This is a genomic window from Amycolatopsis sp. NPDC051903, assembly GCF_044452505.1.
Taxonomy (GTDB): domain Bacteria; phylum Actinomycetota; class Actinomycetes; order Mycobacteriales; family Pseudonocardiaceae; genus Amycolatopsis.
This window is the reverse complement of sequence record NZ_JBITBT010000010.1, coordinates 14,555-40,898: the sequence shown is the minus strand read 5'-3', so window position 1 is coordinate 40,898 and position 26,344 is coordinate 14,555. Positions and strand designations below refer to the sequence as shown.

The 26,344-nt window shown below is 70.8% G+C and carries 25 protein-coding genes and 1 tRNA gene; 17 read left to right on the top strand and 9 right to left on the bottom strand.

The features are described 5' to 3' along the window. The first annotated feature begins 145 nt into the window (after positions 1-145). From ACIA77_RS22460 to ACIA77_RS22425, 8 genes are read left to right on the top strand one after another with little or no spacing between them, the layout of a single operon-like run. On the top strand, positions 146-1,360 hold the full coding sequence (locus tag ACIA77_RS22460) for a cytochrome P450 (RefSeq protein ID WP_395887877.1): 1,215 nt from the start codon (positions 146-148) through the stop codon (positions 1,358-1,360). 12 nt (positions 1,361-1,372) lie between these two features. Beyond that, on the top strand, positions 1,373-1,783 hold the full coding sequence (locus tag ACIA77_RS22455) for a nuclear transport factor 2 family protein (protein ID WP_395887876.1): 411 nt from the start codon (positions 1,373-1,375) through the stop codon (positions 1,781-1,783). Positions 1,784-1,814: 31 nt separating this feature from the next. After that, on the top strand, positions 1,815-3,380 hold the full coding sequence (locus tag ACIA77_RS22450; protein WP_395887875.1) for a class I adenylate-forming enzyme family protein: 1,566 nt from the start codon (positions 1,815-1,817) through the stop codon (positions 3,378-3,380). Next, positions 3,377-3,835: a VOC family protein gene (locus ACIA77_RS22445; protein ID WP_395887873.1), complete on the top strand. Its 459-nt coding sequence runs from the start codon at positions 3,377-3,379 to the stop codon at positions 3,833-3,835. The genes ACIA77_RS22450 and ACIA77_RS22445 overlap by 4 nt, the downstream gene beginning before the upstream one ends. 28 nt (positions 3,836-3,863) lie before the next feature. Then, positions 3,864-5,216, top strand: a complete 1,353-nt coding sequence (locus tag ACIA77_RS22440; protein WP_395887872.1) for a phytoene desaturase family protein — start codon at positions 3,864-3,866, stop codon at positions 5,214-5,216. A 59-nt stretch (positions 5,217-5,275) separates the two neighbouring features. Beyond that, complete coding sequence (locus tag ACIA77_RS22435; protein ID WP_395887871.1) at positions 5,276-6,109, top strand: mycofactocin-coupled SDR family oxidoreductase; 834 nt, start codon at positions 5,276-5,278, stop codon at positions 6,107-6,109. Next, positions 6,106-6,867: an SDR family NAD(P)-dependent oxidoreductase gene (locus ACIA77_RS22430; RefSeq protein WP_395887870.1), complete on the top strand. Its 762-nt coding sequence runs from the start codon at positions 6,106-6,108 to the stop codon at positions 6,865-6,867. The genes ACIA77_RS22435 and ACIA77_RS22430 overlap by 4 nt, the downstream gene beginning before the upstream one ends. Before the next feature lie 23 nt (positions 6,868-6,890). Beyond that, positions 6,891-7,691, top strand: coding sequence for an SDR family NAD(P)-dependent oxidoreductase (locus tag ACIA77_RS22425; RefSeq protein ID WP_395887868.1), 801 nt, complete (start codon positions 6,891-6,893; stop codon positions 7,689-7,691). Positions 7,692-7,783: 92 nt separating this feature from the next. Here the strand turns inward: ACIA77_RS22425 and ACIA77_RS22420 are convergent, their stop codons facing one another. Continuing rightward, a complete protein-coding gene (locus ACIA77_RS22420) occupies positions 7,784-9,550 on the bottom strand; it encodes an acetyl/propionyl/methylcrotonyl-CoA carboxylase subunit alpha (RefSeq protein WP_395887867.1) in 1,767 nt (588 codons plus the stop codon). A gap of 195 nt (positions 9,551-9,745) precedes the next feature. Between ACIA77_RS22420 and ACIA77_RS22415 the strand changes: the two genes are divergently transcribed. The 7 genes from ACIA77_RS22415 to ACIA77_RS22385 all read left to right on the top strand — a co-directional run bounded on the left by ACIA77_RS22415 (position 9,746) and on the right by ACIA77_RS22385 (position 17,087). Beyond that, on the top strand, positions 9,746-11,317 hold the full coding sequence (locus tag ACIA77_RS22415; RefSeq protein WP_395887866.1) for an acyl-CoA carboxylase subunit beta: 1,572 nt from the start codon (positions 9,746-9,748) through the stop codon (positions 11,315-11,317). Continuing rightward, positions 11,314-12,123, top strand: a complete 810-nt coding sequence (locus tag ACIA77_RS22410) for an enoyl-CoA hydratase/isomerase family protein (RefSeq protein WP_395887865.1) — start codon at positions 11,314-11,316, stop codon at positions 12,121-12,123. The genes ACIA77_RS22415 and ACIA77_RS22410 overlap by 4 nt, the downstream gene beginning before the upstream one ends. Beyond that, positions 12,123-12,929 carry an ester cyclase gene (locus ACIA77_RS22405; protein ID WP_395887864.1) on the top strand — a complete coding sequence of 269 codons (807 nt, stop codon included), beginning with the start codon at positions 12,123-12,125 and terminating at the stop codon, positions 12,927-12,929. The genes ACIA77_RS22410 and ACIA77_RS22405 overlap by 1 nt, the downstream gene beginning before the upstream one ends. 9 nt (positions 12,930-12,938) lie before the next feature. Next, positions 12,939-14,186 carry a cytochrome P450 gene (locus ACIA77_RS22400; RefSeq protein ID WP_395887863.1) on the top strand — a complete coding sequence of 416 codons (1,248 nt, stop codon included), beginning with the start codon at positions 12,939-12,941 and terminating at the stop codon, positions 14,184-14,186. Continuing rightward, entirely contained in the window at positions 14,183-14,377 is a 195-nt protein-coding gene (locus ACIA77_RS22395) for a ferredoxin (RefSeq protein ID WP_395887862.1), read from the top strand. Before ACIA77_RS22400 ends, ACIA77_RS22395 begins: the two co-directional genes overlap by 4 nt. Then, on the top strand, positions 14,374-16,287 hold the full coding sequence (locus ACIA77_RS22390) for an FAD-dependent oxidoreductase (RefSeq protein WP_395887861.1): 1,914 nt from the start codon (positions 14,374-14,376) through the stop codon (positions 16,285-16,287). Before ACIA77_RS22395 ends, ACIA77_RS22390 begins: the two co-directional genes overlap by 4 nt. Positions 16,288-16,415: 128 nt before the next feature. After that, positions 16,416-17,087 carry a TetR/AcrR family transcriptional regulator gene (locus ACIA77_RS22385; protein WP_395887860.1) on the top strand — a complete coding sequence of 224 codons (672 nt, stop codon included), beginning with the start codon at positions 16,416-16,418 and terminating at the stop codon, positions 17,085-17,087. Between the two features lie 24 nt (positions 17,088-17,111). On the opposite strand, the gene ACIA77_RS22380 is transcribed toward ACIA77_RS22385, so the two are convergent. Together ACIA77_RS22380 and ACIA77_RS22375 are read right to left on the bottom strand one after the other, a co-directional pair. Further along, positions 17,112-17,912, bottom strand: coding sequence for an alpha/beta fold hydrolase (locus tag ACIA77_RS22380; RefSeq protein WP_395887859.1), 801 nt, complete (start codon positions 17,910-17,912; stop codon positions 17,112-17,114). A 73-nt stretch (positions 17,913-17,985) separates the two neighbouring features. Further along, on the bottom strand, positions 17,986-19,134 hold the full coding sequence (locus ACIA77_RS22375) for an acyl-CoA dehydrogenase family protein (RefSeq protein ID WP_395887858.1): 1,149 nt from the start codon (positions 19,132-19,134) through the stop codon (positions 17,986-17,988). 1,029 nt (positions 19,135-20,163) lie between these two features. Here ACIA77_RS22375 and ACIA77_RS22370 point away from each other — a divergent pair. Further along, positions 20,164-20,247 (top strand) — tRNA-Leu (locus ACIA77_RS22370). Here the strand turns inward: ACIA77_RS22370 and ACIA77_RS22365 are convergent. From ACIA77_RS22365 to ACIA77_RS22340, 6 genes are all read right to left on the bottom strand, one after another. Then, positions 20,229-21,980, bottom strand: coding sequence for a recombinase family protein (locus ACIA77_RS22365; RefSeq protein ID WP_395887857.1), 1,752 nt, complete (start codon positions 21,978-21,980; stop codon positions 20,229-20,231). The two genes, ACIA77_RS22370 and ACIA77_RS22365, sit on opposite strands and share 19 nt — an antisense overlap. Positions 21,981-22,130: 150 nt before the next feature. Continuing rightward, entirely contained in the window at positions 22,131-24,254 is a 2,124-nt protein-coding gene (locus ACIA77_RS22360; protein WP_395887856.1) for a cell division protein FtsK, read from the bottom strand. Further along, positions 24,247-24,945, bottom strand: a complete 699-nt coding sequence (locus tag ACIA77_RS22355; RefSeq protein ID WP_395887855.1) for a hypothetical protein — start codon at positions 24,943-24,945, stop codon at positions 24,247-24,249. The genes ACIA77_RS22360 and ACIA77_RS22355 overlap by 8 nt, the downstream gene beginning before the upstream one ends. Next, a complete protein-coding gene (locus ACIA77_RS22350; protein ID WP_395887854.1) occupies positions 24,942-25,271 on the bottom strand; it encodes a hypothetical protein in 330 nt (109 codons plus the stop codon). Before ACIA77_RS22350 ends, ACIA77_RS22355 begins: the two co-directional genes overlap by 4 nt. Beyond that, positions 25,268-25,594: a WhiB family transcriptional regulator gene (locus ACIA77_RS22345; protein ID WP_395887853.1), complete on the bottom strand. Its 327-nt coding sequence runs from the start codon at positions 25,592-25,594 to the stop codon at positions 25,268-25,270. The genes ACIA77_RS22350 and ACIA77_RS22345 overlap by 4 nt, the downstream gene beginning before the upstream one ends. Further along, the gene (locus ACIA77_RS22340; protein WP_395887852.1) at positions 25,576-25,770 is read right to left on the bottom strand and encodes a helix-turn-helix domain-containing protein; all 195 of its coding nucleotides are present in this window, start codon (positions 25,768-25,770) and stop codon (positions 25,576-25,578) included. The genes ACIA77_RS22345 and ACIA77_RS22340 overlap by 19 nt, the downstream gene beginning before the upstream one ends. 155 nt (positions 25,771-25,925) lie before the next feature. Here ACIA77_RS22340 and ACIA77_RS22335 point away from each other — a divergent pair, with 155 nt between their 5' ends. Further along, complete coding sequence (locus ACIA77_RS22335; protein WP_395887851.1) at positions 25,926-26,309, top strand: helix-turn-helix domain-containing protein; 384 nt, start codon at positions 25,926-25,928, stop codon at positions 26,307-26,309. The last annotated feature ends 35 nt before the right edge of the window (positions 26,310-26,344 follow it).

Genomic DNA, 26,344 nt, shown 5'->3' with positions numbered 1-26,344 from the left:
CGCGAGTCCTTCGCGGAGCATCGCAAGCGCGGGTATTTCTGTCAAACGGTTGGTTGATGGCCCTTGTTGGGGTCCGGGTGTGGTGCTAATCTCACCGCTACCAAACGGCCGTTAGTCAATGACGACGACGTCATGGAGGACGCCGATGTCCGTAGCCGCCACCGCTCCACCCGACATCCTGTCCGAGGAGTTCGCTGCGGACCCGTACCGCGCGTACCGCGTGATGCGCGAGCAGCACCCGCTCATCTGGCACGAAGCCATGCAGAGCTACGTGATCAGCCGGTACTGCGACGTCGAGCGCGCCTTCAAGGACCCGGTGTTCACGAGCCGCAACTACGATTGGCAGCTCGAACCCGTGCACGGGCGCACCATCCTGCAGATGGACGGGCGCGAGCACTCGACACACCGCAACCTCGTCGCCCCGGCCTTCCGCGGGCGGGACCTGATGACCAAGTTCCTGCCCGTCATCGAGCAGAACTCGCGCGAGCTGATCGAGCAGTTCCGCCGCGACGGGCGGGTCGACCTCGTCGACCAGTACGCCACGCGGTTCCCGATCAACGTCATCGTGGACATGCTCGGCCTGCCCAAGTCCGACCACGAGCACTTCCACCGCTGGTACAGCTCGATCATGGCCTTCCTGTCCAACCTGTCCGGTGACGAACAGGTCATGGCCGAAGGCATCCGCACCAAGGAAGAATTCGAGCAGTACCTGCTGCCGATCATCCGCGAGCGCCGCGAAAACCCCGGCGACGACCTGCTGTCCACGCTCTGCTCGGCGGAGATCGACGGCGTGCGGATGACCGACGAGGAGATCAAGGCGTTCTGCAGCCTGCTGCTGACCGCCGGCGGCGAGACCACCGACAAGGCCATCGCGAGCCTGATGCGCAACCTCGTCGCGAACCCCGATCAGCTCGCCGCGGTCCGGGCGGACCACTCGCTGATCGCGGCCGCGTTCGCGGAAACCCTGCGGTTCTCGCCGCCGGTGCACATGATCATGCGCCAGCCCTCGGAAGACGTGGAGCTCTCGGGCGGTGTCGTCGAAGCGGGCAAGACCGTGACCTGCCTGATCGGCGCGGCGAACCGGGATCCGGCCAAGTACGCCGATCCGGACTCGTTCAACGTGCTGCGCACTGATCTCGACCTCGGCCGCGCCTACACCGCCGGCGCCAACCACACCGCGTTCTGCCTGGGCCGCCACTTCTGCGTCGGCGCGATGCTCGCCAAGACCGAACTCGACACCGGCATCGCGCAGCTGCTCGACGCCATGCAGGACATCCGCTTCGACGGCGATGCGCCGCCGGAGCACGGCGTGTTCACCCGCGCCCCCGCTTCGCTGCCACTGACCTTCACGCCCGCCTGAGGAGACACCGTCATGACCGCACGCGCGGAGATCGAAAACGTCCTGGGCAAGGCTTCCTGGGGCTACGACGAGAACGACGTCGACCTGATCGCCGAACAGTTCACCGAAACCGCCACGATGACGATGCAGATCGGCCGCGAGGGCGACACCATCGGCCCGTTCGAAGGACGGGAGGCGATCCGCAAGCTGCACGCGGATTCGCTGGCCGCGCAGACCGACCAGCGCCGGCACAACCTCTCGAACCTGGTGATCACCAAGGAAACACCGGAAAGCGCGTCGACGACCGCGAACCTCACCCTGCTCTCGATCGAGAACGGCGCCGTGCAGGTCCTCTCCAGCGGCTGGTACCGCGACGAGCTGGTCAAGCGCGGGGAGTCCTGGCTGATCGCCACCCGGCACATCTACCTCGACCTGCCCTACTGATCCCCGCACCGGCACCTACCAGAGGACACCCATGGTCAACATCGGACGGATCCCGGAGAAGTGGGCCGCGCTCACGCCCACCCGGGACGCGATCGTCGACGCCCCGAGCGGGCGGCGGATGGACTGGAGAACCCTCGACGAGCGCGTGCGCAGGCTCGCCAACGGGCTCGCGGGCAGGGGCGGGCTCGGCCTGGCGAAAGGCGACCGGGTCGCGATCCTGGCGAAGAACTCCATCGAGTACCAAGAGCTGTACTACGCCGCCGGGCGGGCCGGGCTCGTCACCCAGCCGCTGAACTGGCGGCTCGGCGCGGGTGAGCTCACCCGGATCGTCGCCGACGCGGCCCCGAAGGCGGTGATCACCTCCGACGAGTGGCTGGACACCGCCAAGGAGCTGCAGTCCGCGGTGGACGTGCCGAACTGGCTGCAGTTCGGGGCTTCCGGCGACGGGACGTACGAAGACCTGCTGGCGCGCAGCAGCACCGACGAGCCGGAGCAGTCAGCCTCGGTCGGTGACGCCGACCCGTTCTTCATCCTCTACACCGGCGGCACGACCGGGGAGTCGAAGGGCGCGCTGCACAGCCACACGAGCGTGTCGTTCGGGATGCTCAACCAGACCGTCGCCGAGCGCATCGTCGCGACCGACGTCTACATGCTGACCGGGCAGATGTACCACATCCCGGTCGTGCTCTCGATGAACTACCACCGCCACGGCTGCCCGCTGGTGCTGATGAACTTCGACGCGCGCACCGCGCTCGAGCTGATCCAGGAGGAGCGCGTCTCGGCGTTCCTCGGCATCACGACGATGCTCAACTGGATGATGGCCGTGCCCGGCTTCTCCACCTACGACCTCTCGGCGCTGCGCAACATCCAGTACGGTGGCGGCCCCATGCCTTCGTCGGTGGTCAAGGCCGCGCTGGACCACTTCCCCTGCACGCTGATCCAGGGTTACGGGCAGACCGAGGGCACGACGATGTGCTTCCTGTCCCAGGAGGACCACCTCGACGCCGTGCGCGGGATCCACCCGGAACGGCTGATGTCCTGCGGGCGCGAAGGGTTCGTCACCCAGGTCCGGGTCGTGGACCCGGACGGCCGGGAAGTGCCGAAGGACGGCAAGACCGCGGGCCAGATCATCGTGCGGTCCGAGGCCAACATGCTGGGGTACCTCAACCGGCCCGACCTCACCGCCGACACCATCCGCGACGGCTGGATGTGGACCGGCGACATCGCCACGTGGGACGCCGAGTCGTACGTGTTCATCGTCGACCGCGCCAAGGACATGATCATCTCCGGCGGCGAGAACATCTACTCGATCCAGGTCGAGGAAGCGGTGAACAAGCACCCGTCGGTGCTCGAGTGCGCGGTGATCGGCGTGCCCGACGACGAGTGGGGCGAGGCGGTCAAGGCCTTCGTGGTGCTCAAACCCGACACGACGGCCACGGAAGCCGACATCATCGCGACGGCCAAGCAGCACCTGGCCTCCTACCAGAAGCCGCGGTCGGTCGAGTTCGTCGACGCGCTGCCCAAGGCGCCCACCGGGAAGATCCTCAAGCGCGACCTGCGCCGGGAGTACTGGGCGGATCGCGGCCGGTCGGTGTGACGGCGGGACTGCACCACCTCGGCGTGCGCGTGGCGGCATTGGAGAAGGCCGTGGCCTTCTACCGCGAACTCGGGGCCGAGCCGCTCGCCGGGGAGTTCACGCTCGCCCCCGGCGCCGCCCGGCTCGCGATGAACGCGCGCGGCGCCGGCCCGGTGCGGGTCGCCCTGCTCGGGTTCCCCGACGGCAGCGGGGTCGAGCTGTTCGAGTTCGGCGACCCCGTACCCCCGTGGTGCGCCGAGCCGGAGCCGGCCGCCCGGTTGCCGCACCTCGGGATCCAGGTCCCCGACGTCGACGCCGCGCTGGCCCGCGCCGAGGCGGCCGGCGGGCAGCGGCTGTGGGACGAACCGCAGCAGTGGGGCCCGGTGCGGGTGGTGTACCTGCGCGATCCGGATGGGACCGTGCTCGAGCTGCTCGACGGGCCGCTGCGGGCGGTCGCGGACGTGGTCGCCCGGTGAGCACCGACGTGCCCGAGGAGGAGGTTCCTTGTCCTACGACGTGATCGTGCTCGGCGCCGGCGTGTCCGGCCTGGTCACGGCGTCCCTGCTGGCCGAACGGGGAAAACGCGTGCTGCTGCTGGAAAAGCACGCGTACCTGGGCGGCCGGGCGCGCGAATACCGGTACCGCGGGCACCAGCTCGGCCTCGGCAGCCACCTCGTCGAGGACCCGGGCGACTCGCTGACCCGCGTGTGCGCGCTGATGGGGCTCGACCTCGTGCACTCCGAGCGCAGCGACTCGATGCCGTTCTGGACCAACGGCCGGGGCTGGGCGCCGATCCAGGAGCAGTACGCGGGCAGCGCGAAACAGGGTCTCAAGCGCTGCATCCAGGCATTGAACTACACGTCCTACGACGAGCTCGAGAACTGGAACCACGCGTCACTGCGGGAGTGGATGGCGCAGTACACCTCCGACGAGGGCGTCTACACGGTGTGGGAAGCCATCTCCGTGCTGGAGCAGATCACGCTGCGCCCGTGGGAACACTCGGCCTCGGAGAACCTCTACACGCGCAAGCTGCACTACTCGACGCGCCGCACCGCCGGCTACTCGTTCTGGCCGATGGGCGGGTGGGACGCGTTGTGGCACAACCTGGTCGCGGCGTTCGAAGCCAAGGGCGGGCAGCTGCGGACGTCCGCCCCCGTGCGCCGGGTCGACGTCCGGGCCGGCGCCGTGCACGGCGTGACCCTGCGCGACGGCGAGGAGATCGAGGCGCCGCAAGTGGTCGTGTCCGCGCCGGTGTGGGACCTGCCCCGGCTCTTCGCCGACGACGCGCTGCCCTGGGACTTGCGAGCGCGGATCCGGCTGCTGGCCGACAACCGCAACCGCGCCTGCTGGATCGGCTACTGGATCGCCGCCGAGGAACCCGTGATCGCGATGACCGAGCGGGAGATGGCGTCGTTCCTGTCCACGCCCCGCTGCGGCTTGCCCGGGTTCACCCTCAACTTCACCGGCTACGACTCCGGCGTCTCGCCCGAAGGGGAGTACCTCACGTGCGTCGGGGCGTCGTTCGACGCGACGCGGCACTACGGCGACCGGCCCTGGCTCGACCGGAAGTTCGCCGAGCTGTGGGAAGACATCGAAGAGATGATGCCCGCGGCCCGCGGTGCACTGTGGACGAAACCGCACGTCGTCACCAGCTACGGCGTGATCACCAAACCGGGGCTCGTCGGCCCGGTCCGGCCCGACGCCGAGGTCCGCGGCGTCGAGGGCCTGTGGCTGACCGGCGACACCACCCGCGCCCGCGGCATCGGGATCGACAAGGCCGCGCGCTCGGGCATCACGACCGCCGAAGCCGTGCTGGGGCAGCGGCTCGACGCGTTCGCGGGCACTCTTCGCTACTGAACCCCGGCGCTACTGAAAGTTCTTTGACGGCAACAGTTCCACGACGGCAGGAGGCGGACATGGCGGGACGGGTCGAGGGAAAGGTCGCGTTCATCACGGGTGCGGCCCGCGGGCAGGGCCGCGCGCACGCGGTGCGGCTCGCCGAGGAGGGCGCCGACATCATCGCGATCGACGCGTGCGAGGCGATCGAGACGGTGGACAAGTACCCACCGGCCACCGAGGAGGACCTGGCCGAAACCACGGCGCTGGTCGAGAAGCTGGGCCGCAGGATCGTCGCGCGCAAGGCCGACGTCCGGGACGCGAAGGGCCTGCAGGCGGCTCTCGACGAGGGCGCCGACCAGCTCGGTGGGCTGGACATCGTCGTCGCCAACGCCGGCATCGCGACCTACGGCATGTCCTGGGAGCTCACCGAGGACATGTGGCAGGACATGCTCGACGTCAACCTCACCGGCGTCTGGCACACCGCGAAGGCCGCGGTGCCGCACCTGATGCGCCGCGGCGGTGGCTCGATGGTGTTCACCAGCTCGATCGGCGGGCTGAAGGGCATCATGCAGGTCGCCCACTACGTGTCCGCCAAGCACGGCATCGTCGGGCTCATGCGCACGATGGCCAACGAGCTGGCCGGGCACCGCATCCGCGTCAACACCGTGCACCCGACCAATGTGGACACCCACATGATCCAGAACCCGGGCACGTGGGGGATGTTCGCCCCGGACGACCCCGAGCCGACGCGCGAGAAGGCGATGCCGGGCTTCCTGTCGCTCAACGCGCTGCAGGTGCCGTGGGTCGAATCGGTCGACATCGCCAACGCCGTGCTGTTCCTCTCCAGCGACGAGGCGCGCTACGTGACCGGGGTGGCCCTGCCCGTCGACGCGGGAGCCGCGGTCAAATGAGGATCGAGGGTTCCGTCGGCCTGGTCACCGGCGGCGCGTCCGGCCTCGGCGCGGGCACCGCGCGGATGCTGGTGGCCGGCGGCGGCCGGGTCGGTATTCTCGACTTGCCGGGCTCGGCGGGCGCGGAGTTCGCGGCCGAACTTGGCGACGCCGCGCTGTTCGTGCCGGCCGACGTGTCCGACGAGGCCGGGGTGGAGAAGGCCGTGGCCGAGGTCGCGCAGCGGTTCGGCCGGCTCGACGTGTGCGTCAACGCGGCCGGGATCAGCCCGGCCGCGCGCGTTCTGTCGCGCAAGGGTGAACTGCACCCGCTCGAGCTGTTCCGGAAGACCGTCGAGATCAACCTCGTGGGCGCGTTCGACGTGCTGCGCCACGCGGTCGCCGTGATGGCCCGCAACGAACCGGGACCGGACGGCGAACGCGGGCTGATCGTCAACGTCTCGTCCGCGGCGGCGCTGGAAGGACAGGCCGGGCAGGCGGCGTACTCGGCGTCGAAGGGCGGGCTGGTCGCGCTGACGCTGCCGCTGGCGCGCGACCTCGCGCTGTGGGGCATCCGGGTGCTGACGGTCTGCCCGGGGATCATGGACACGGGCATGCTGGCCGGCGCGGACGAGAAACGCCGCGCCGCGCTGATGGACCTGCACGTGTTCCCGAAGCGACTCGGCCGTCCGGAGGACTTCGCCCGGCTCGTCGCGAGCTTCATGGAGAACGAGCTGCTCAACGGCGAAGTGGTCCGGCTGGACGCCGCGACCCGGTTGTGACGCACTACAGCGAGGAGTTCCCGATGTCCGATACCGCCGCACCGCTGGCGGGGCGCACCGCGCTCGTGACCGGAGGTTCGCGCGGCGTGGGCCGCGCGGTGGCCCTGCGTGTGGCGGCCGACGGTGCCGCGGTCGCGGTCAACTACCGGCGCGACGCCGCGGCGGCCGAGGAGGTCGTCGCGGGCATCGCCGCCGGGGGCGGGACCGCTCTCGCTTACCGCGCTTCGGTCGACGACGCGGACGCCGTCGCCGCGATGGTGGACCGGATCCACGCCGACCTCGGCCCGGTCGACCTGCTCGTGAGCAACGCGGGCACGGCGAGCCGCGGCACCCCCATCGCGGACACCGACGAGCAGGAGTACCTGCGCCTGCTGCGCGTCCACACGCTGGGCCCGCTGGCGCTGATCCGGTCCCTGCTGCCGGACCTGCGCACGGCGCCGCGTGGCGACGTGATCGTGGTGTCCAGCGCCATCGTCGACACCGCCCCGGCCGGCGGCGCGCCCTACTCCATGGCCAAGGCCGCCCTGGAGACCGCCGCGCGCACCCTGGCCTACGAAGAACGGGCGAACGGCGTGCGCGTCAACATCGTCGCGCCCGGCCTCGTCGCCACCGACATGGGCGAACGACTCGTCGCGGCCTCGGGCGCGGCCGCCATCGCCGACCTCGACGCCCGCTACCCCTTCGGCCGCGTGGCGCGCCCCGAGGACGTCGCCGGCGTGGTGGCCTTCCTCGCCTCCGCCGCCGCCGATTACCTGACCGCGCAACGCATCCGCGTCGACGGCGGTGGCCCGGACATCCCGATCGTCGCCGCCCCGGAGTCCTGATCGGGGCGGGTTCACGCGCGGTGGCCGGTGGCTCCCGGCGGGGCGGCCCCATCCTCGCCGTCCCGGGGGAGCTGCCGGGCGGCGCGCCCGGCTCAGCCGAGCGTGATCAGCGGTGCTCCGGCGGCGACGGAGGTGCCCGGCGTGACGAGGACCGCGCCGACGACGCCGCCGACCTCCGTGCGCACCTCCATCTCCATCTTCATCGCCTCCAGCACGGCGACGACCTCGCCCGCGGCGATCTCCCGGCCCGGCTCGACGCGGACGGCGACGACGGTCGCGTCCATCGGTGCCGTCGGCACTCCGCCGGCCACCGCGGCCGTGGCCCGGCTCGAAACGCTGTTGCGCGACGGGCGGTCCGACGGTCCCGCGACCGCCCCTGCCCGCGGCGCGCGGCCGTAGACCGCGATCTCCACCGGTCCGCGGTCCGTGCTGATGCGGACCCGCCGGCTGGGTACGGCCTCCGCCGCGGGGCCGTCCACTGTGGATGGACCGAGAGCGACGGGGGCCTCGGCCGGATCCGGCACCCACTCCCGCTCCACCGATCCCGTGTCGTGCCGGCCTTCGGTGAACGACGCCGACTCGAGGATCGTCCGAAGGTACGGCGCCGTCGTCGCTACGCCCGTGACCCGCAGCTCGCCCAGCGCGCCCACGAGCCGGCGGCGGGCGGCGTCGCGATCCGAGGCGTGGGCGAGGACTTTGCCGAACAGCGAGTCGTACATCGCCGGGACCGGATCACCCGGCTCGACGCCGAAGTCGTTGCGGACGCCGGGACCCAGGGGGAGGGCCAGGCCGGACACCGTGCCCGGCGCCGGCCGGAAGCCCGCCCACGGGTCCTCGGCGGCGATGCGCGCCTGGATCGCGTGCCCGCGCACCACGACGTCGTCCTGCGTGAACGGCAGCGGCTCACCCAGCGCGATCCGCAGCTGCGTCGCGACGATGTCGAGCCCGGTGACGAGCTCCGTCACGCCGTGCTCGACCTGCAGCCGCGTGTTCATCTCCAGGAAGAAGAACTCGCCGGAGCCCGGCGGCACGAGGAACTCCACCGTCCCCGCGCCGGCGTACCCGACCTCCCGCGCGAGCGTCACGGCCGCTTCCCGCAGCGCGGTGCGCAGCGCGTCCGGCAGGCCGAACGCCGGGGCTTCTTCGATCAGCTTCTGGTGGCGGCGCTGCACCGAGCAGTCGCGGTCGGCCAGGTGGACGACGGTGCCGTGCGCGTCGCCGAGCACCTGCACCTCGACGTGCCGCACCGGCCGCAGGTAGCGCTCGAGGTGCACCTCCGACCGCCCGAACGCGGCCCCCGCTTCCCGCCCGGCGGCTGCCATCGCCTCGGCCAGGCCGGCGGCGGAGGCGACGACGCGCATGCCCCGCCCGCCACCGCCGAACGACGCCTTGACCACCAGCGGGAACCCGATCCGCTCCGCCTCGGCCGCCGCCTGCTCGGCCGTCAGGTCACCCGTGCCCGGCGGCACCGGCACTCCGCACTTCTCGGCGACCCCGCGCGCCGCGACCTTGTCGCCCATGCGCGCGATGATCTCCGCGGACGGCCCGACGAACGTCAGCCCGGCCGCGGCGACCGCCTCCGCGAACGCCGGGTCCTCGCTCAGCAAGCCGTAACCCGGGTGCACGAGATCCGCGCCCGCCGCCTTCGCGGCACCCAGCACCGCGTCGACGTCGAGGTAGGACGAGCGGGCGGGCGCGGGGCCGATCCGGTGCGCCTCGTCGGCGAGCCGCACGTGCAGGGCCCCGGCGTCGGCGTCGCTGTACACCGCGACGGCGCGCAGGCCCAGCTCGTGGCACGCGCGGATGATGCGAACGGCGATCTCGCCGCGGTTCGCCACGAGGACGGTCCCGATTGGCATGTCGGCTTCCCTCACGTCCGTGCCGGCGCGACTGGCACACCCATCCTGGGGCCCCGTCCCGGTCGACGGCACCCTCGCGGAGATCTGTCTACCAACCTACCGTCTGATAGTCTAGTGTCGGCGTCGAGGATGGATCACGCCCTTCGCAGGCGCGGCGGTTCACGCTCACGACCCGACTCAGCAAGTGGAGGTGCCGTGGCGACGAGGAGCACCGGCTCGGGTGACGAAGCCGGCGAACCGGCCGAGGTCACGATGGCCGATCGGCTCGCCGTGCTCCGCGAGAAGCAGGAGGCCGCGCACGCCAGCGGCGGGCCGGAAGGCCTGCGCCGCCACCGCGAATCCGGCCGCCTGCCGGTGCGCGAGCGGATCGAGCTGCTCGTCGACGCCGGCACGTGGTTCGAGATCGGCGCCCTCGCGCTGCCGGAACTGCGCCGCGAAAAGCCGATCCCCGGCGACGCCGTGGTGACCGGCTTCGGCCTGCTCGACGGGCGCCGCGTCGGCGTGATCGGCATCGACTCCTCCGTGGTCGCGGGAACCACCGCGCCCATCAGCATGCGCAAGCAGGGCCGGCTGATCGAGCACGCCCAGCGCCACGGTTTCCCGCTCGTCCTGCTGTGCGACGCCGACGGCGGCCGCATGCCGGACGTGTCCGGCTGGCGCTTCTCCGGGCTGCCCCTGGACTTCACGACGTTCCTCAAGCCACCACCGGGGTCACCGGTCGTGCCGAGAGCCGCGGCCGTGCTCGGCCCGAGCTACGGCGACTCCGCCCTGCACGCGTCGACCGCCCACTTCGTGGTGATGGTGCGCAGCGGCTCGATCGCGCTGTCGGGCCCGTCGGTGGTGGAGCCGGCGATCGGCGAGAAGGTCACCGACACCGAACTCGGCGGCCCAGCCGCCGCGACCGAGGCCGGCAACGCCCACCTCGTCGTCGACACCGAGGCGGACGCGATCGACGCCCTCGCGGCGTTCCTGTCCTACCTGCCGCAGAACTCGGCCCAGCGGCCGCCGCTCGCGCCGCCGCTGCCGCCCGCGCGGGATCCGGCCGAGCTCGAGTCGATCGTCCCGCTCGGCCCGCGTTCGGGGTACGACATGCGCGACGTCTTCGCGTGCATCGCCGACGAAGCGAGCATCCTGCCGTGGGCGGACGGCTGGGGCCCCAGCCTGCTGTGCGCGCTCGCCCGCATCGAGGGCCGGCCCGTCGGGCTCATCGGCAACCAGCCGATCGTGCGCGCCGGCGCACTGGAACCGCCCAGCCTGGCCAAGGAACGCGCGTTCGTGCGGCTGTGCGACACCTTCGGCCTGCCGCTGGTGTTCCTGCACGACGTGCCCGGCCTGATGATCGGGACCCAAGCCGAACGCGGCGGCATCCTGCACGGCTACGAAGGGCTCGTCTCCGCGATCGCCGAAGCCACCGTGCCGAAGGTCGGTGTGGTGCTGCGCAAAGCCTACGGCGGCGGGCACTTCGCGATGGGCGGGCGACCGACCAAACCGGACTTCCTCTACGCGTGGCCCAGCGCCGAACTCGGCTTCATGGCGCCCGAAACCGGCATCCGCACCATCCACCGGCGCCGGCTGGAACGGGTGCTGGCCGAGGAGGGTCCGGCGGCGCACGCGGCGCTCGTCGCGCAGCTGACCGAGGAGTGGATCAGCGAAGCCGAGCCGTGGGAAGCCGCCGCGCACCTGTCGCTGGACGACGTCATCGAACCCGCCCGCACGAGGGACGTCATCGCGACGAGCATCGAGATCGCATCGGGAGGACCTGCGTGAGCAACGGGAACGGGATCGCGGCCGGCACCATCCGCGTCGAGGCCGGCGACACCGGCGACGGTTCGGGCGCGGTCGCGGTGCTCACCCTCGACTCCCCGGCCAAGCTGAACGCGATGGGCCGGACCTTCTGGCCGGAGCTGAGGGAAGCGCTGTCCCGCTTGGCCACCGACGGCCGCACGCGCGCGGTGATCATCACCGGCGCGGGGGACAAGGCGTTCTCGGCCGGCGGCGACATCGCCAGCTTCGCCGAGCTCACCGACGTCGTCGCCAAACGCGAGTTCCAGCAGGACTGCATGCGCACCTTCGCCGCGGTGGAGGAGTCCCCGCTGCCGATCATCGCGGCGGTGAACGGCTTCGCGATGGGCGGCGGCTGCGAACTGGCGCTGGCGTGCGATGTGGTCATCGCCGCCGACACCGCGACGTTCGGGATGCCGGAGTGCGGCGTCGGGCTGGTGCCGGGGTTCGGTGTGCTGCGCGCGCCCGCCGTGATCGGCCGGCAGTGGACGAAGCTCATGATGTTCGGCGGCGAACGCGTCGACGCGGCCACGGCGCTGCAGATCGGCTTGGCGCAGAAGGTGGTTCCCGCCGCCGAACTGCTGCCCGCCGCCCGGGAACTCGCCGGGCGGTTCGCCGCGATGGCCCCGCTCGCCGTGGCCACCGGCAAGAACCTGGTCAACCGCGGCGTGGACCGCGGCGAGTTCGACCACTCGACCGGCGCGCTGACCACCCTGCACGCCACCGCCGACGCCGCCGAGGGCATCGCCGCCTTCCTCGGCAAGCGCGCGCCGCGCTTCGAGGGCCGCTGATGACCGAACCGTTCGTGGCCCTGATGCGCCGCTACGTCAACGACTACACCAACCGCCACGACGTGTCGGTGTGCCCGGAGATCATGGAACCGGGCTACGTGCTGCACATGGGCCCGCACGAGGTCGCCGGGCGCGACGAGGCCTACATCCCCGCGGCGCGGCGGCAGTTCGAGCAGTTCCCCGGGCTGGGCCTCACGGTCCACGCGATCGTCACCGACGGCCGGCGGCTGGCCATGCGGTTCTCCGAGCACGGCCGCCGCGCCCGCGACGGGCGGCTCGCGGTGTGGACCGGGATCGGGCTGTACCGCTGGAACGGCAGCCGGCTCGAGTCGAACTTCGTCGAGCAGGACTACTGGTCCCGCCGCCGCCAGCTGGGCTCCGGGCACCCGGGCACGGCCGATCCGCCCGCGCTCGCCCCGTGGGACACCGCGGCCGAAGCGGCGGACCCCGCGGCGGAAACCGTGGTGCGCGAGTGGCTCGCGACCGGCGCGGCCGTGCAGCCGGCGAGCGCTGCCGTCCGCTTCGACGACGGCGACGCCGGACCCGCCCTGCTGACGGACGTGACGTCGAGGGTCGACGAGCTGTTCTCGGCCGGCTCGCACGTCGCGTTCCGGGTCACCGCTTCCGGCGCCTACACCGGTGGTCTCGGCTCCGCGGCCGGCAGCGCGGCCGCCGGCACCCTGGCGACCCTGCACCTCGTCGGCCTGGTCACCGTCGGCCACGGCCGGGTCGGTGGCGGCTGGATCGTCCGCGATCGGCTCGGGCTGGCGCGCAGCCTCGCGCAGCCGGCCGTCGCCAGCTCCTGAGAGGACCCCATGCCTGCCACCGAAAACGCCGCCGTGCCCGACAACCTGCTCGAACCGTCGGCGAGCGCCGACCCGTACCCGGTGCTGCGCGCCCTGCGCGACGCGGATCCGGTGCACTGGAGCGAGCCGCACCGCGCGTGGCTGCTCACCCGCTACGACGACGTTTCGGCCGCGTTCCAGAACAAGGCGTTCTCCAGCGACCGGGTCCGGCCGCTGCTCGCCGCGCGCGCCGGTCGGCCCGAGCAGCCCTCGACCGCGGTGCTCGGGCTGATGTCCAGCTGGATGGTCGTGTCCGATCCGCCCGCCCACACCCGGCTGCGGAAACTCGCCGCGGGAGCGTTCAAGGGGCAGGGGATCGCCCGCATGGACGGCATGATCACCCGGATCGTCGACGAGCACATCGACGGCTTCCTGCGCGGCTCCGGCCCGCAGGACCTCATCGAGCACATCGCGTATCCGTTGCCCACCACCGTGATCGCCACGATGCTGGGCGCGGCGCCGGAAGACCGGGATCGTTTTCGCGAGTGGTCCGACGAGCTCGCGCTCGTGGCCTTCGGCGCGGGCGGCACGGCGCGGGCCGACCGGCACGAACGGGCGCTGCGCGGTTTGCGCGAGATGGACGCCTACATCCGCGAGCTCATCGCGAAACGGCGCACCGACCCGGGCGAGGACATGCTGTCCGCGCTCATGGCGCACGACGGGGACGCCGACCACCTGTCCGACGACGAACTCGTCGCCATGTGCGCGCTGCTGCTGTTCGCCGGGCACGAGACCACGACCAACTCCATCGCGAACTCCATCTTGGCCTTGCTGCGCCGGCCCGACGAGCTGGATCGGCTGCGGCAGGAACCGGGCCTGATCGGTCCCGCGGTCGAGGAGCTGCTGCGGTTCGACGGGCCGATCAAGGTCCTGATCCGCTGGGTCGTCGCGGAAACCGAAGTGGGCGGCCGGACGATCTCGCCCGGCGAGCGCGTGCACCTCGTGCTCGCCGCCGCCAACCGCGACCCGGCGAAGTTCACCGACCCGGACTCCCTGGACCTCGAACGCGGCCCCAACCCGCACCTGGCGTTCGGCAAGGGCATCCACGCCTGCATCGGCGCCCAGCTCGCGCGAATGGAAACCCGGATCGCCGTGAGCCGGATCCTCGCGCGGATGCCCGAACTCGCCCTCGCGGGCGATCCACAGTGGAAGGTGAGCCTGGCGTCGCGGGCCATGGCCGCCCTCCCCGTCACGCACGGCGCCCGGAGGACGTCATGAAGATCGGCCAGGTGCGCGACGTCTGCCAGGGCCACGCGCAGTGCTACATCATCGACCCGGACCTGTTCCCGCTCAACGAAGACGGGTTTTCCGGCGTCGGCGCGGAGCAGGAGGTGCCGCCGGGGGAGGAGGACACCGCCGAACTGGGGGTCGACGCGTGCCCGGTCGCGGCGCTGCGGGTGCTGCGGTGAACGCGACGGACGCGCTGTTCACCCCGGTGCGGCTCGGCGGGCTCACGCTCGCGAACCGGCTTGTCATGGCCCCGATGGGCACGTGCCTGGACCAGGGCGGGTTCGTCACCGACGACACCGTGGCCTACTACCGGCGCCGTGCCGAGGGTGGCGTCGGTGCGATCACCGTCGAAGGCTGCCTCGTCTCGCCGGACACCGTCGGGCCCGAGCCGCGCCTGTCCGCGCCGGAGTACGTGCCCGGGCTGAACCGGATCGTCGAGGCGGTCCGCCCGCACGGCACCGTGGTGGGTGTGCAGCTCATGCACCCCGGCCGGCAGGTCGTCGACGGCCCGTCCGTGGCGCCGTCCCCGGTCCCGCTCAACTCGGCCTCGCCGACCCCGCACGAGCTGACCGAGCCCGAGATCTCCCGCATCGTGGCCGACTACGCGCAGGCCGCGCGGTTGGCCGCCGACGCGGGGTTCGACTACCTCGAGGTGCACGGCGCCCACGGCTACCTGCCGTCGAACTTCCTGTCCCCGCGGCACAACCTGCGCACCGACGGCTACGGCGGCACCCTCGCCCGGCGGGCCCGGTTCTCGGTCGAGGTGGCGCAGGCGATCGTCGCCGCGGTCGAGCTGCCGCTCGTCTGGCGGCTCAACGGCACCGACGCCGAGCCCGGCGGGTTCGACCTCGACTCGGCCGTGACCGTCGCGCGCCTGCTGGAAGACGCCGGCGTCGCGGCGATCTCGGTGTCCTCGGGCACCTGGCTGACGCTGCACGAAACGCTGGCGCCCATGGCGGTGCGCCGCGGGCACATGCGCCCGCTCGTGAAGGCCGTGCGGCAGGCCGTGTCCGTGCCGGTGATGGCCGTGGGCCGCCTGGACGACCCGGCGCTGGCCGCCGAGGTCGTGGCCTCCGGCGACGCGGACCTGGTGCTGCTCGGGCGCGGCCTGATCGCCGAGCCGGACTGGCCGAACCTCGTGCGCGCGGGCCGGCTTTCCGAGGTGCGCCCGTGCATCGCGTGCAACGCCTGCGTGGACCTGGTCGGCCGCGGCGAGCGCGCGCGGTGCTCGGTGAACCCCGAAGTCGGCCGAGAACGCACGTGGGCGGTCGAACCGGCCGCGGCCGCGCGGCGCGTGATGGTCGTGGGCTCGGGGCCGTCGGGGCTGGAGGCGGCGCGGATCGCGCGGCTGCGCGGCCACGAGGTGTCCGTGTGGGAACGCGACGGCTCCTGCGGCGGCAAGCTGGGCGTGGCGGGCGCGGCGCCGAGCAAGCAGGAAGTGCTGCGGTTCCGGGAGTTTCAGCTTCGCCGGCTCGGCGAGCTGGGCGTGCGGATCCGCACCGGCGCACCGGTGTCCGCCCGGACGGTGGCCGAGCAGCGGCCCGACGTCGTGGTCGTGGCCACCGGCGCGGTTCCGTTGGTGCCGCCCATTCCCGGCATCGGCGGACCGCACGTGCACGACGCGCAGCGGTTGCTGCGCGGGGAGATCGACGTGGCCCCCGGGACCCGGTTGGTGGTCGTCGGCGGCAGCGCCACCGGCTGCGAAACCGCCGAGCTGGTGCGAGCTCGGGGCGCGGAGGTCACGATCGTCGAAATGCGCTCGAGCGTCGGTCGCGGCATCGAGGCGATCACGCGGCGGCAGCTGGTGAAGCAGCTCCGCCGCGACGGCGTGCGGATCGTCACGAACGCCGTGGTCGTCGGCATCGAGCCGGGGGCCGTGCACTGGCGGCCGGCGGGGGAGGAGGGCGCCGGGGAATCGTTCCCGGCCGACCTCGTCGCCCTGGCCATCGGCTGGCGCGCGACGGGGCCGGAGATCGCCGCGGAACTCGCGGGGGAGGGGCGTGACGTCCGAATCCTCGGCGACGCCGAAAACCCGGCCGATTTCGTCGCCGCGGTGAACGCCGGCGCCGACGCCGGGCTCGCCGTCTGATTGGCCGAGGGTAGCGTGATCGCCACCCACCGAGAGCCCGGTCAGCGGTTCATTGATCGGTCGTTTGGTAGATTGGGGGTTTCCGAGACCCGGTCGAGCGGCCGAGCAGACGAATGAAGGTGGTCCGGATGCGGCAGCCGGCGGGCAGGGCCCAGCGACGCGGCGGTGGTTCGCGCAAACCGCGTGAGGAGCGGTGGGCGGAACTGTTCGCCGTCGCCACCGAGGTGTTCTACGAGAAGGGCTACGAAGGCGCGTCGCTGCAGGACATCGCCGATCGGCTCGGGCTGCTCAAGGGCAGCCTGTACTACTACATCCACTCGAAGGAAGACCTGCTCTTCGAGGTCATGAGCGAGGTCCACCGCCAAGGGCTCGCGAACATCGTCGCGCTGGCGAGCCGGCCCGGGGATCCGTTGCAGCGGCTGCGCAACGTCGTCGTCGGCCACGTCGACCACATGTGCCGCAACCTCACCGGCACCACCGTCTTCCTGCACGAGATGGCCGCGCTGCCGGCCGAACGCCAGGAGGAGATCCTCGGCGGCGAACACGCGTACCGGTCGGTGTTCCTCGACCTGATCCGCAAGGGCAAGGCCGAAGGGCTGGTGCGCGACGACATCGATCCCAAGCTCGCCAGCCTGTCGATCCTCGGCTCGGTGAACTGGGTGTACCGCTGGTTCCGGCCCGGCGGCGAGTTCACCCCGAAGCAGATCGGCGAGCACTTCGCCGACCTCATCCTCCACAGCCTCGTGGCCGACGGTGCGTCGCTGGAGAAGCCCTCGCCGAAGAAGCGGGCCTCGGACTGACGCCGGGCCCGCTGTCCGGGCCCGTCAGGCGGCGAGGAACTTCCGCAGCGCCGCGTCGAACTGCTCGGGCTGCTCCAGGAACGGGCAGTGCGCCGCCTTCGCCACGATCTCCAGCCGCGAGCCCGCGATGTGCTCGTGCAGGTAGGGCCCGTTGCCCGCCGGCACCGCGACGTCGGCCTCACCGGTGATGATCAGCGCCGGCACGTCGATCAGCCGCAGCACGTCGCGGTAGTCCTGGATGATGAAGTCCCACGAAGCGAGCGCCATCGCCGCCGCGTCGCACCGGCGCATCTCCGCCAGCGTGGCTTCTTTGTCCTCAGTGGACAGCGGCTCGGCGAAGAACGCCGGCAACAGCGTCTCCGCCGCGGCCCCGAAGTCGCTCCCGACCAGGCCGACCCAGCCGCGGAGGCCGTCGAGGTCGGCGAACCCCAGCTCCCAGCCGTCGGACTTCAGCAGTTTCGGGCTCGCGCCGACCAGCGTGAGCGTGCGCAGCCGGTCGGTCCCGAACAGTTCCACGTACTGCAACGCCGTCGAGCCGCCGCCGGACCACGCCACCAGGTGCACCGGGTCGGCCCCGGTCCACGCGAGGACCTCGGCGAGGTCGGCCGCCAGCCGCGCGGTGCGCTGCCCGTGCGTCGTCTTGTCCGAGTCGCCCTGCCCGCGCGGGTCGTAGGACACGACCCGGAACGACGCGGTCAGCGTCTCGAACTGCTTGCGGAACCACCACGTCGACACGCCCCAGCCGGGCAGGAGCAGCAGCGTGGGACCGGCGCCCTCGTCCCGGACGTGCAGCCGGGTGCCGTCGCGCATCGTCAGATCAGGCATCGTCGCCTCGCAAATCTACCGGTCGTTTGGTGGCTGAGCTTAGCAGCGCCCGCGCCGGGTACCAACTTCTGAGTCAGAGCCCGATCGAGCGCCCGATGATCTCCTTCATGACCTCGGTGGTCCCCGCGTAGATCGGCTGGATCCGGCTGTCGGCCCACGCCCTCGCGATCGGGTACTCGGTCAGGTAGCCGTAGCCGCCGTGGATCTGCACCCCGCGGTCCACCACGCGCTGGCACAGTTCGGTGGTCCACCACTTCGCCTGCGCTGCCTCGACCGCGTCCAGCTCGCCCCGGCTGTGCGCCAGCAGCAACCGGTCGACGTACACCTGCGCGATCTCCGTCTCGGTCTTCATCTCCGCCAGTGCGAAGCGGGTGTGCTGGAACGCCCCGATCGGCTGGCCGAACGCCTCGCGCTGTTTCGCGTACTCGACACTCAGCGCGTACGCCCGCCTCGCCTGCGCAGTGGCCTGCACGGCGACGGCCAGCCGCTCCTGGCTGAGGTGGTTCATCATCAGGTAGAAGCCGCGATTTTCCTCGCCCAGTAGATTCGCCGCCGGCACGCGCACCTCGTCGAAGAACAACTCCGCGGTGTCCGCCGCGGGCTGCCCGATCTTCGCCAGCTTCGCCCCGCGCCGAAACCCGTCCGCGTGGGTGTCGATCACCAGCAGCGAGATGCCCTTGCGTCCCGCGGCCGGATCCGTTTTCACCGCCGTGATCACCAGATCCGCGTTGAGCGCGTTGGTGATGAACGTTTTGGTCCCACTGACCACGTACGCATCGCCGTCCCGCACCGCCCGCGTCGCGATCCCGGCGACGTCCGACCCCGCCCCGGGCTCCGTCATCGCGAGCGCGAGGATCGTCTCCCCGCTCACCACCCCGGGCAGCCATCTTGCGGCCTGCTCAGGCGAGCAGTTCGCCAGCAAGTACGGCAACGCGATGTCCGCCTGCAACGACAACCCCAGCCCCGCGCTCAGGCAATCCGCCGCCGCCAGCTCCTCGCTGAGGATCGCATTGAACCGGAAATCTCCACACCCGCCACCCCCGAACTCCTCCGGCGCGGCCACCCCGAGAATCCCGACCTCCCCAGCCGCGGCGAACAACCCCCGATCCACCCGGCCGGCCCCCTCCCACCGCTCTCGGTGCGGCACCACCTCGGCCCGCACGAACCGCCGCACGGTCTCCCGGTACTCCTCGTGCTCACCGCCGAACACCACCCGCTCCACGGCTCACCCCTTCCGCCCCGCCGAGTTGTGGCCGCACCCCGCTCCGGCCGCCCCGCCGAAACCTACCTGACGGTTGTTTGTTAATCAAAGCCAACCGACCGGCCGGCAATACCGCGGCGCCGGACTTGGCAAGCCGCGCTTCTTCATGTCGACCCCGGCCGACGGTTGTCCCTACGCATTCAGGTGCGGCGGCCCGCGAGACTCCTGTTCGACTTCGGTGTCGGAAGGTTCGGGCACCCCTTGTTGCGGTGGCTCAGGCTCTGCATTCAGTGTGGTCGGATTTCATCCCCGGCTCGACGCACGCCGCCCAGGCCACGTTGGTTCCGCGTACCAGCATCCGCAGTTTCAGCCCGCGTCTCGGCCAAGGCCCGGGCATTCGTCCCGACGCCGAACGAGGGGAGCGGCGATGCGACTGGAGATCGTCCACGTACCCGGCTGCCCGAACGCCACCCCGTCGCAACAACGCCTCGAACACGTACTCGCCACCCATCCCGCCTCGGCGGAGGTCACGTTCCGACTCGTCGACACTCAGGCCTCGGCGCGCAGCGGGCCCGACCGGCCCACCCGCCCTCCTCGTGGACGGCACCGACCCGCTCGCCCCACCCACGGCTCATACCGCACCGGCAGCTGGACCTCATGCGCGAGCACCTCGCCACCCGGTTGCCACCGGCGGCACCGGGTCCCCGTGATCGCCCCACCAAACCTCCACTCGTTCCCCGTTCTGTTCCACCGCACGAACGCGCACGCGATCCAACACTCGTGTCGCCTTCTCGCGTCCCGCCCTGCCCGCCGCCACCCTCGACGACACGCGGCACCGCTTCAACGGCCGGTCGCGCCGTGCTCCTACCGTCCCCAGCAGGCGTCGCCCACTCAACCGCCCACACCGCACAGCAGGCGCCTGACCAGGCCCTTTCTTGACGATGTCGCTCGATGCGCGAAACAGATGATCATCCCATCCGCCCCACGTTCACCACGTGACACCCCCCTGAAAACCGCCCTTAGGGGGTCGTATACTCTCTTCATCAGCAAGTCCGAGTGGCGGAATGGCAGACGCGCTAGCTTGAGGTGCTAGTGCCCTTAACGGGCGTGGGGGTTCAAGTCCCCCCTCGGACACACACGTTAACCACACGGGGAGAGGCGGTCACCACGACCGCCTCTTTTTTGTTGTCGTAGACCACTTGCAGGCCGACATCCCGGTAGACCTGCATGATCCGCTCCGGGCTCCGCGAGTTCAGATGCCTCTCGACGTCGCCGAGCTGGTCGAGCATTGCGTAGACCTCCGCCGTGTCGACCGTCTGCGCTTCTGGCAGGTGCTGAAGCTCTTCCTTCGCGGCTTGCCGCTCGGCTTGAGCGACGTTCATCGCGTCGACCAGCGCCGCCGGGTCAACCCCTGCCTCGATCGCCGCCTGGTGCCTGCGCAACCGTGCTTCCGCGTCCTTAAGTCGCTTCTCCACGGCTTCCCGGCCCGTGCCAGGCTGGCCGCCCTGCGCCCCGACCAGCGCGGCTACCGTCTCGTCCCGGTTGGCCGGGTCGAAGACCTGACTCAGCCAACCGTTGATCGGCGGAGTCACGACGTCCTCTCGCAGATTCACCGTCTTCGGGTGGTCGGCGAGCGCCGCAGAGCCCGGCGCCAGCGTCCGCGCGATGCACCGGTAGTAGACGCCTTTCCGAATCGCCGCCCCCTGCATCTTCCGTGTGCAGATCTCGCAGCGCACCAACCCTTTCAGCAAGTAGGTGTGCTTGGTGGCGCTCCGATCCCGGTCAAGCTTCGCAATGCCACGCATCCCGCCGGCTGCCCGGGACCGGCGCACCAGCTGTGCCTGCGTGAACGTCTCCACCGAGACGATCTCCGGGTGGGCGGGCCGCCGCGATCGAACGACGCGTTCCGGCTCCGCACGGCGGAACCGTACGACGTGCCCCGCGCTCACATCATCCGGGTTCAGCAAGGTTTCGTGCTTCGTCCAGCGCCCGAAGATCGCGTACCCGGTGTAGCGCGGATTCTCCAAAATGGATCGAACGGTGCTGCCCTGCCAGCCATCCGCGAGTCGGTGACGGTTCTGGTCGCGCCGGCGCTCCGAAGGGCAGGGCACCCCGTCCTCATTCAAGCCCTTCGCGATCGCGCGGTCGCCCACACCTTCCATGTACTCGGCGAAGATCCGTCGGACGACGCCGGCCGCCTCATCGTCGATTGCCAACACGCGCAGCCGGAACCCCTCTGCAGCCTTCCGCGGGTTCGGGTGCGGCCCGCCATCGACCACGACGTATCCGTACGGCGCCCGGCCGCCCTGGTGCCGTCCTTCGTTCACCACCTGAGCGTCCATCGCTGCGCGAACGCGCGCCTGGACGTGCTGGCGCTCCGATTCGCTCATCCCGCCAAGCACGCTCATGAGCATCTTGTGCGACGGGTTCCGCGCGTCGAACTTTCCGCCGAGTTCCGGCACCCACAAGTCCACCCCGTACGCAGCGAACCGTGGCGCGATCAGCGAGAACTGGTTGCCGAACCAACACCGGGTGCCCTCACCGACCACGACGGCGTTCCACGTCCGCCGTGGGTTCTTCAGCTCGGCGAGCAGCCGTGCTGCCTCGTTCCGCCGCTCCCAAGGGACCGATCGTGACTGCCCGATGTCGAAGAACTCGGCCACGACCCGTCCGCCGAGCGGCTCGACGAACTTTCGCGCGTTCCCGAACTGCCAGCCGCGAGAAGTCTCGGGGTCCTGGTTGTCCTCGGTAGAGCACCGGCCGTAGACCGCCAGCTCGCCGATCCCGTCGTCTACGGGGTCGACGACTTCCAGGCCAAGGATGTCGTCAAGCGTCGACCACGGGTCACTGCTGATTTCAGCCGTCACGGTGTACCTCCTCCGCCGGTCCGTCCAACACCGGCACCTCGGTAAGCTCGATCAGAATGGCCAGCAAGCCGCGCGCGACAGCAGGCGTCAGGTTAGGCAATCCCGCAGGTAGGATAACTCGGACCGGTCGATCCTCGGAGTGAGCGGTACTCATGGCTGATCTTCTTCGACGTCCGGGTCGTCGCCGCCGATCACTCGGCTGACAGCGTCCCTGATTTCAGCTGTCAAGTACCCGCGTACCTGTCGAACCTCACCGTCTTCGCCGGTCACCCGGTCCCGGGTCGGCCGGCATCCCAGGTCAGTCATCTCCTGGGCGAACGTCCGCCGGTCCATCTCCAGCGCGTCGAGCAGTTCGGCCGTCGGTATGAAGTCCCGGCCGTCCTCGCCGAGATCGTCGCCCAGGTAGTCGACGATCGACGCGAGCAGCGCGGGCAGCTCAATCGCGTCAACGGGCTGACCTGCACTGATTGCCTTCACGGCCGCGGCGCGGTCGAGCACTGGCATGGTGTCCTGCCCTGCTGCGTGCCCGGTCAGCGTCCCGGCCGCTTCGCGCAGCGCACGGCCTTGCTCGCAGATGGTCCGCCAGTCCTCGTTCGGCATGTAGTAGGTCCGGACCGTCATCGCCAGCACGTCGGCGCCGGCCGCGGTGTCGCCGTCCGGCCGCAGGATGCCGACACCCTTGTGCGAGGGCAGTAGCCGCGACGAGTCGAACCCTCGCGTGTTCATCTGCTCGCCGAGCACGATGTTCGAGTCGCGCCAATCCATCACCCGCAGTGCGAACCGCGAGCCGAGCACTGCGCGCAGCCCGGACGGGATCGTCTTCGAGTCCGGCCGCTGCGTTGCGAGTACGAGCACGATCCCGGCGGCCGGTCCCTTCTTCGCCAGCCACGTCAGCAGCTCGCCGACGTACTCACCGGCCGGTAGCTTCTTTCCTTGTACGTCAACGGGTGTGCGGTCCTCCAAGGGAACCTGGACCTCATCGATGAAGATCGCCGTGATCGGCATGTTCAACGCCTTGTCCCGGGACATCTCCGGCGTGACCTTCGACTCCGGACACGTGAGGTCGTCCAGGTCGCGCATCCGCCGGAATCGCGTCTGAACCTCGCCGACCAGCTCGATCAGCCAGTCGACCAAGGTCAGCACGTGTTCGGGTTCGTCGCCGGACATGAACCGGTGCGCTACCAGGCCGGCCGCGTCCCAGTCCTTCCCGGCTTTGAAGTCGGCCACGTACAGCCGGACCCACGTGTCCAGGATGAGCCCGGCCGCGGCGAGTCGGGCGGAAAACGTCTTGCCCTGCCGCGGAATCGCGCCGACGAGCAGTGACGTCCACACCAGCGGAAGGTCGATCCGCCGATCCCGCGCGTCCCGTCCGAACGGGATCGGCCGCCACGCGTCCCACTGGGTCACGCCGAGCAGCGGTGTCCGCAACGGTGGTGATGCGTACGGGTCTTCGTCAGCCACCCACATCGCCACCCGGCCGGCGTGCCCGCTGTTGCCGCGCACCCGCTCGACGATCAGCTGGACTTCATCGACGGCAAGCGCCGACGCGAGCGCGTCCCGGTTCTTCACCACGTCGGCCGCCTTGCGCGTGGCAGGAAGGTCGACAGTGACCGCCCAGCCGTCACCGACGCGCGTCGCGCGCTCGACGAGCCGCAACGTCTCGTCCTTGCCGATCAGCTTCGCGTCCCGGAACGCGTCCACCAGGACCTGCGGGTCCATCGTCCACGTCAGCGTCCGCGGTCCGGCGAGCGCCGGCTTGCGCCCGGGACTGCCGTCTTTCCTGCGTCCGAGAACCGCGAGCGCTACCGACGCAGCCGCCCCGCCGATCCACAGTGGATCGGTCCCATACACCAGGTCGACGACGGCCACCGCAGTGGCGACAACGACCGTGACGGCGCCGCTGACCTTCCACCGGAACAACGTCAGCGCCCGGATTTCGATGAACTTGTCGGCCAGCTTCTCCGACTCCTCGGCGGCCGTCCGGTAATCCCGGACGGTTACCCACCCACGCCACCACCGCGCACCGACGACGACACCGCGCACAACCGCACCGAGGAACCGCAACGGCGACAGCACCAGCCACACCACCGCATCCTTGAGCGCCTGCACCGCCTGCGGCTTGCTCTTCAGCCACAACGGGACCCGCGGCGAGTGCAACCACCACAACACGAAACGGTTCCGACGTCGCTCACGCCGACGCGGCTGCGGCAACGTGTCGTCGACCAGCTCGCCGTCAAGCACGGGATCGGCCTTGACCGGCAACGAGTCAGCCATTGGCCACCTCCGCGCGCAGCGCCCGCGCAAGCCGCGGTGACAGCCCGCGCGAACAGCCGGTCGCCCGTCGCACCCACGCCGGCGTGATCTCGACGTCCGGAGTCCAGCTCTCCCGAGCGATCGCGAGGTAGTCGCCGAACAGGACGCGCCTACCAGCGTTCACGGGTTCCTCGTGAACAGGACGCCGTTCAGCAGCCACGAGCACGGCGTCCGTGAACTTGTCCCGCAGATCGGTGATCGCTTCGACCGCGACGAACACGACCAGCGGCGGCACCGAGTGCAGGACGATCGACGCGGGCTCCCCGGCCGCGAACGATGTCCAGGTGTTCATGACATACGTGGCGGCGAGCGTGAACCACTTCGCCCGCCGCACCCACGGACCCGTCCGGACCTGGTGTCGCGCGGTCACTTGCTCCGCGCGCAGGATCGCGAGCAGGACCAGTGAGACGGTCGGGTCCAGTACCCACGCCGCCAGCCACGGCAGCGAGCCCGGCCGTGTTCCGGCAGACGCGAAGCCCTGGACGTTGGTCATCGTGAACGCCAGTCCGAGCACGATCCCGGTCCAGCACATCCAGTCGACCTGCCGCCGGACCCGCTCGATCCGCAGCGCAACGACGTCCGGATCGGTCTGGTAGGCGCGCACCTCTGCGGTTTCGGCCGCGTCCTGCGCGAGCCGTTGAGCACGGTTCATCGCCGACCACTCCGCTTCCGCGTGTCGACGGTGGTCACGGTCATGGCGCGAGTCAGCGCGTACGACGCAAACAGTGCCGGCAGGCCGAGCACGGCGACCAGCAGCCACCGGCTACCCGGGTGCGCGATCACCACCCACTGGACGGCGACGATCAAGCCGCCGTTGAACAGCACCCGCCCGACCAGCGACACGAGCCGCGCCCCGCTCCGAGCGGCTTCAGTGGCAGCCTTCGCCCGGCGGGCGCCGGCCCGCCAGACCCAGAACAGCACGAGCAGCACGCCGACTCCGGCGAGGATCTGCGTGGGTGTCACGGTCAGTCCGTTCATCGCGCACCCCGATCGATCCGCTCGCCGCGCCGCAGCCAGTGCGGGTGCAGCGCGCGCCGGTCATCGTCGGTCATCGCGCCCCAGACGCCGACCGTCTCGGCGCCGGCCGTCCGGAGCTCCAGTTCAAGACACTCGTCCTGGACCGGGCAGCCACCGCACAAGCGCTTGGCGAACTCCCGATCGTCACGAGCGTCCGGCGGCCCGCCCGCCGCCGGGGTCATGCAGGCTCCATCGCTGGTCACGATGTTGGTCAGGACATCGGTGGGCACCCATCGCAAGCGATCCAGCCGCCACGCGATGCCGATCAGCTGCAGGTCGTCCATGCCGCACCTCCGTCCTGAAGCGCCTTGGCCAGCTCGGCGGAGGAGACGCGCAGGCCAGTCCGGCATCGGGTGGCGCGCAGGGCGCCAGTCCGGATCGCCCGACTGACCGTGTTGCGGGAGACGCCGAGAATCCATGCGGACTCGGGAATGGTGTGAAAGGTCGTTTTGGTGTTCATGAGAGAACCATTCTGTTGATTTCAAGACTATGTTGTTTATTTCAGCTGTCACGTGGACGTGTTTGTCCGCGCGCCGCGGCAACACGCGCCCGCGGCGCTAATGAACGGTTGAAAAGCCGCTAATCTCGGCGCTGAGGCGGAGCGCGGAGGAATACGTGACGGAGGACTGGGCGGCGGTCGCGAAGGCGATCGACATGCGCGTGCGGGAACTGGGCTGGCGGCAACGCGAGCTGGCCGAGCGGTCGCACGTGTCGCAAGCGACGGTGCGCGAGCTTCAACACCACGTCGTCGAGCGGCGCCGCAGTGCCCGGACGCTCGAAGCGCTGTCGACGACGCTGGGCTGGCACCCGCGGCATCTGCTCGCCGTGCTGCAGAACCGCACGCCGCCGCACCCGGACGAGCCAGCCGACGACGGCAACGAGCTCGCGTCCCGATTGGACGCACTCGAACAGCGGCTGGCCGAGATCACGGACCGGCTCGAAGACGTTCAAACGAGCCTGGCCACCGTGGTCGAACACATCCGGCCGAAGCGTCACTGAGGTCTTTTCCATGCCTTCAATTCAAGGCTGGAACG

Bases quoted from the DNA above. Each gene is read 5' to 3' on its own strand.
- ACIA77_RS22405 (WP_395887864.1), top strand. From the start codon at position 12,123: ATGACCGAACCGTTCGTGGCCCTGATGCGCCGCTACGTCAACGACTAC.
- ACIA77_RS22400 (WP_395887863.1), top strand. From the start codon at position 12,939: ATGCCTGCCACCGAAAACGCCGCCGTGCCCGACAACCTGCTCGAACCG.
- ACIA77_RS22435 (WP_395887871.1), top strand. From the start codon at position 5,276: ATGGCGGGACGGGTCGAGGGAAAGGTCGCGTTCATCACGGGTGCGGCC.
- ACIA77_RS22395 (WP_395887862.1), top strand. From the start codon at position 14,183: ATGAAGATCGGCCAGGTGCGCGACGTCTGCCAGGGCCACGCGCAGTGC.
- ACIA77_RS22385 (WP_395887860.1), top strand. From the start codon at position 16,416: ATGCGGCAGCCGGCGGGCAGGGCCCAGCGACGCGGCGGTGGTTCGCGC.
- ACIA77_RS22420 (WP_395887867.1), bottom strand. From the start codon at position 9,550: ATGCCAATCGGGACCGTCCTCGTGGCGAACCGCGGCGAGATCGCCGTT.
- ACIA77_RS22380 (WP_395887859.1), bottom strand. From the start codon at position 17,912: ATGCCTGATCTGACGATGCGCGACGGCACCCGGCTGCACGTCCGGGAC.
- ACIA77_RS22340 (WP_395887852.1), bottom strand. From the start codon at position 25,770: ATGAACACCAAAACGACCTTTCACACCATTCCCGAGTCCGCATGGATT.
- ACIA77_RS22425 (WP_395887868.1), top strand. From the start codon at position 6,891: ATGTCCGATACCGCCGCACCGCTGGCGGGGCGCACCGCGCTCGTGACC.
- ACIA77_RS22450 (WP_395887875.1), top strand. From the start codon at position 1,815: ATGGTCAACATCGGACGGATCCCGGAGAAGTGGGCCGCGCTCACGCCC.
- ACIA77_RS22455 (WP_395887876.1), top strand. From the start codon at position 1,373: ATGACCGCACGCGCGGAGATCGAAAACGTCCTGGGCAAGGCTTCCTGG.
- ACIA77_RS22430 (WP_395887870.1), top strand. From the start codon at position 6,106: ATGAGGATCGAGGGTTCCGTCGGCCTGGTCACCGGCGGCGCGTCCGGC.
- ACIA77_RS22355 (WP_395887855.1), bottom strand. From the start codon at position 24,945: ATGAACCGTGCTCAACGGCTCGCGCAGGACGCGGCCGAAACCGCAGAG.
- ACIA77_RS22350 (WP_395887854.1), bottom strand. From the start codon at position 25,271: ATGAACGGACTGACCGTGACACCCACGCAGATCCTCGCCGGAGTCGGC.
- ACIA77_RS22360 (WP_395887856.1), bottom strand. From the start codon at position 24,254: ATGGCTGACTCGTTGCCGGTCAAGGCCGATCCCGTGCTTGACGGCGAG.
- ACIA77_RS22460 (WP_395887877.1), top strand. From the start codon at position 146: ATGTCCGTAGCCGCCACCGCTCCACCCGACATCCTGTCCGAGGAGTTC.
- ACIA77_RS22345 (WP_395887853.1), bottom strand. From the start codon at position 25,594: ATGGACGACCTGCAGCTGATCGGCATCGCGTGGCGGCTGGATCGCTTG.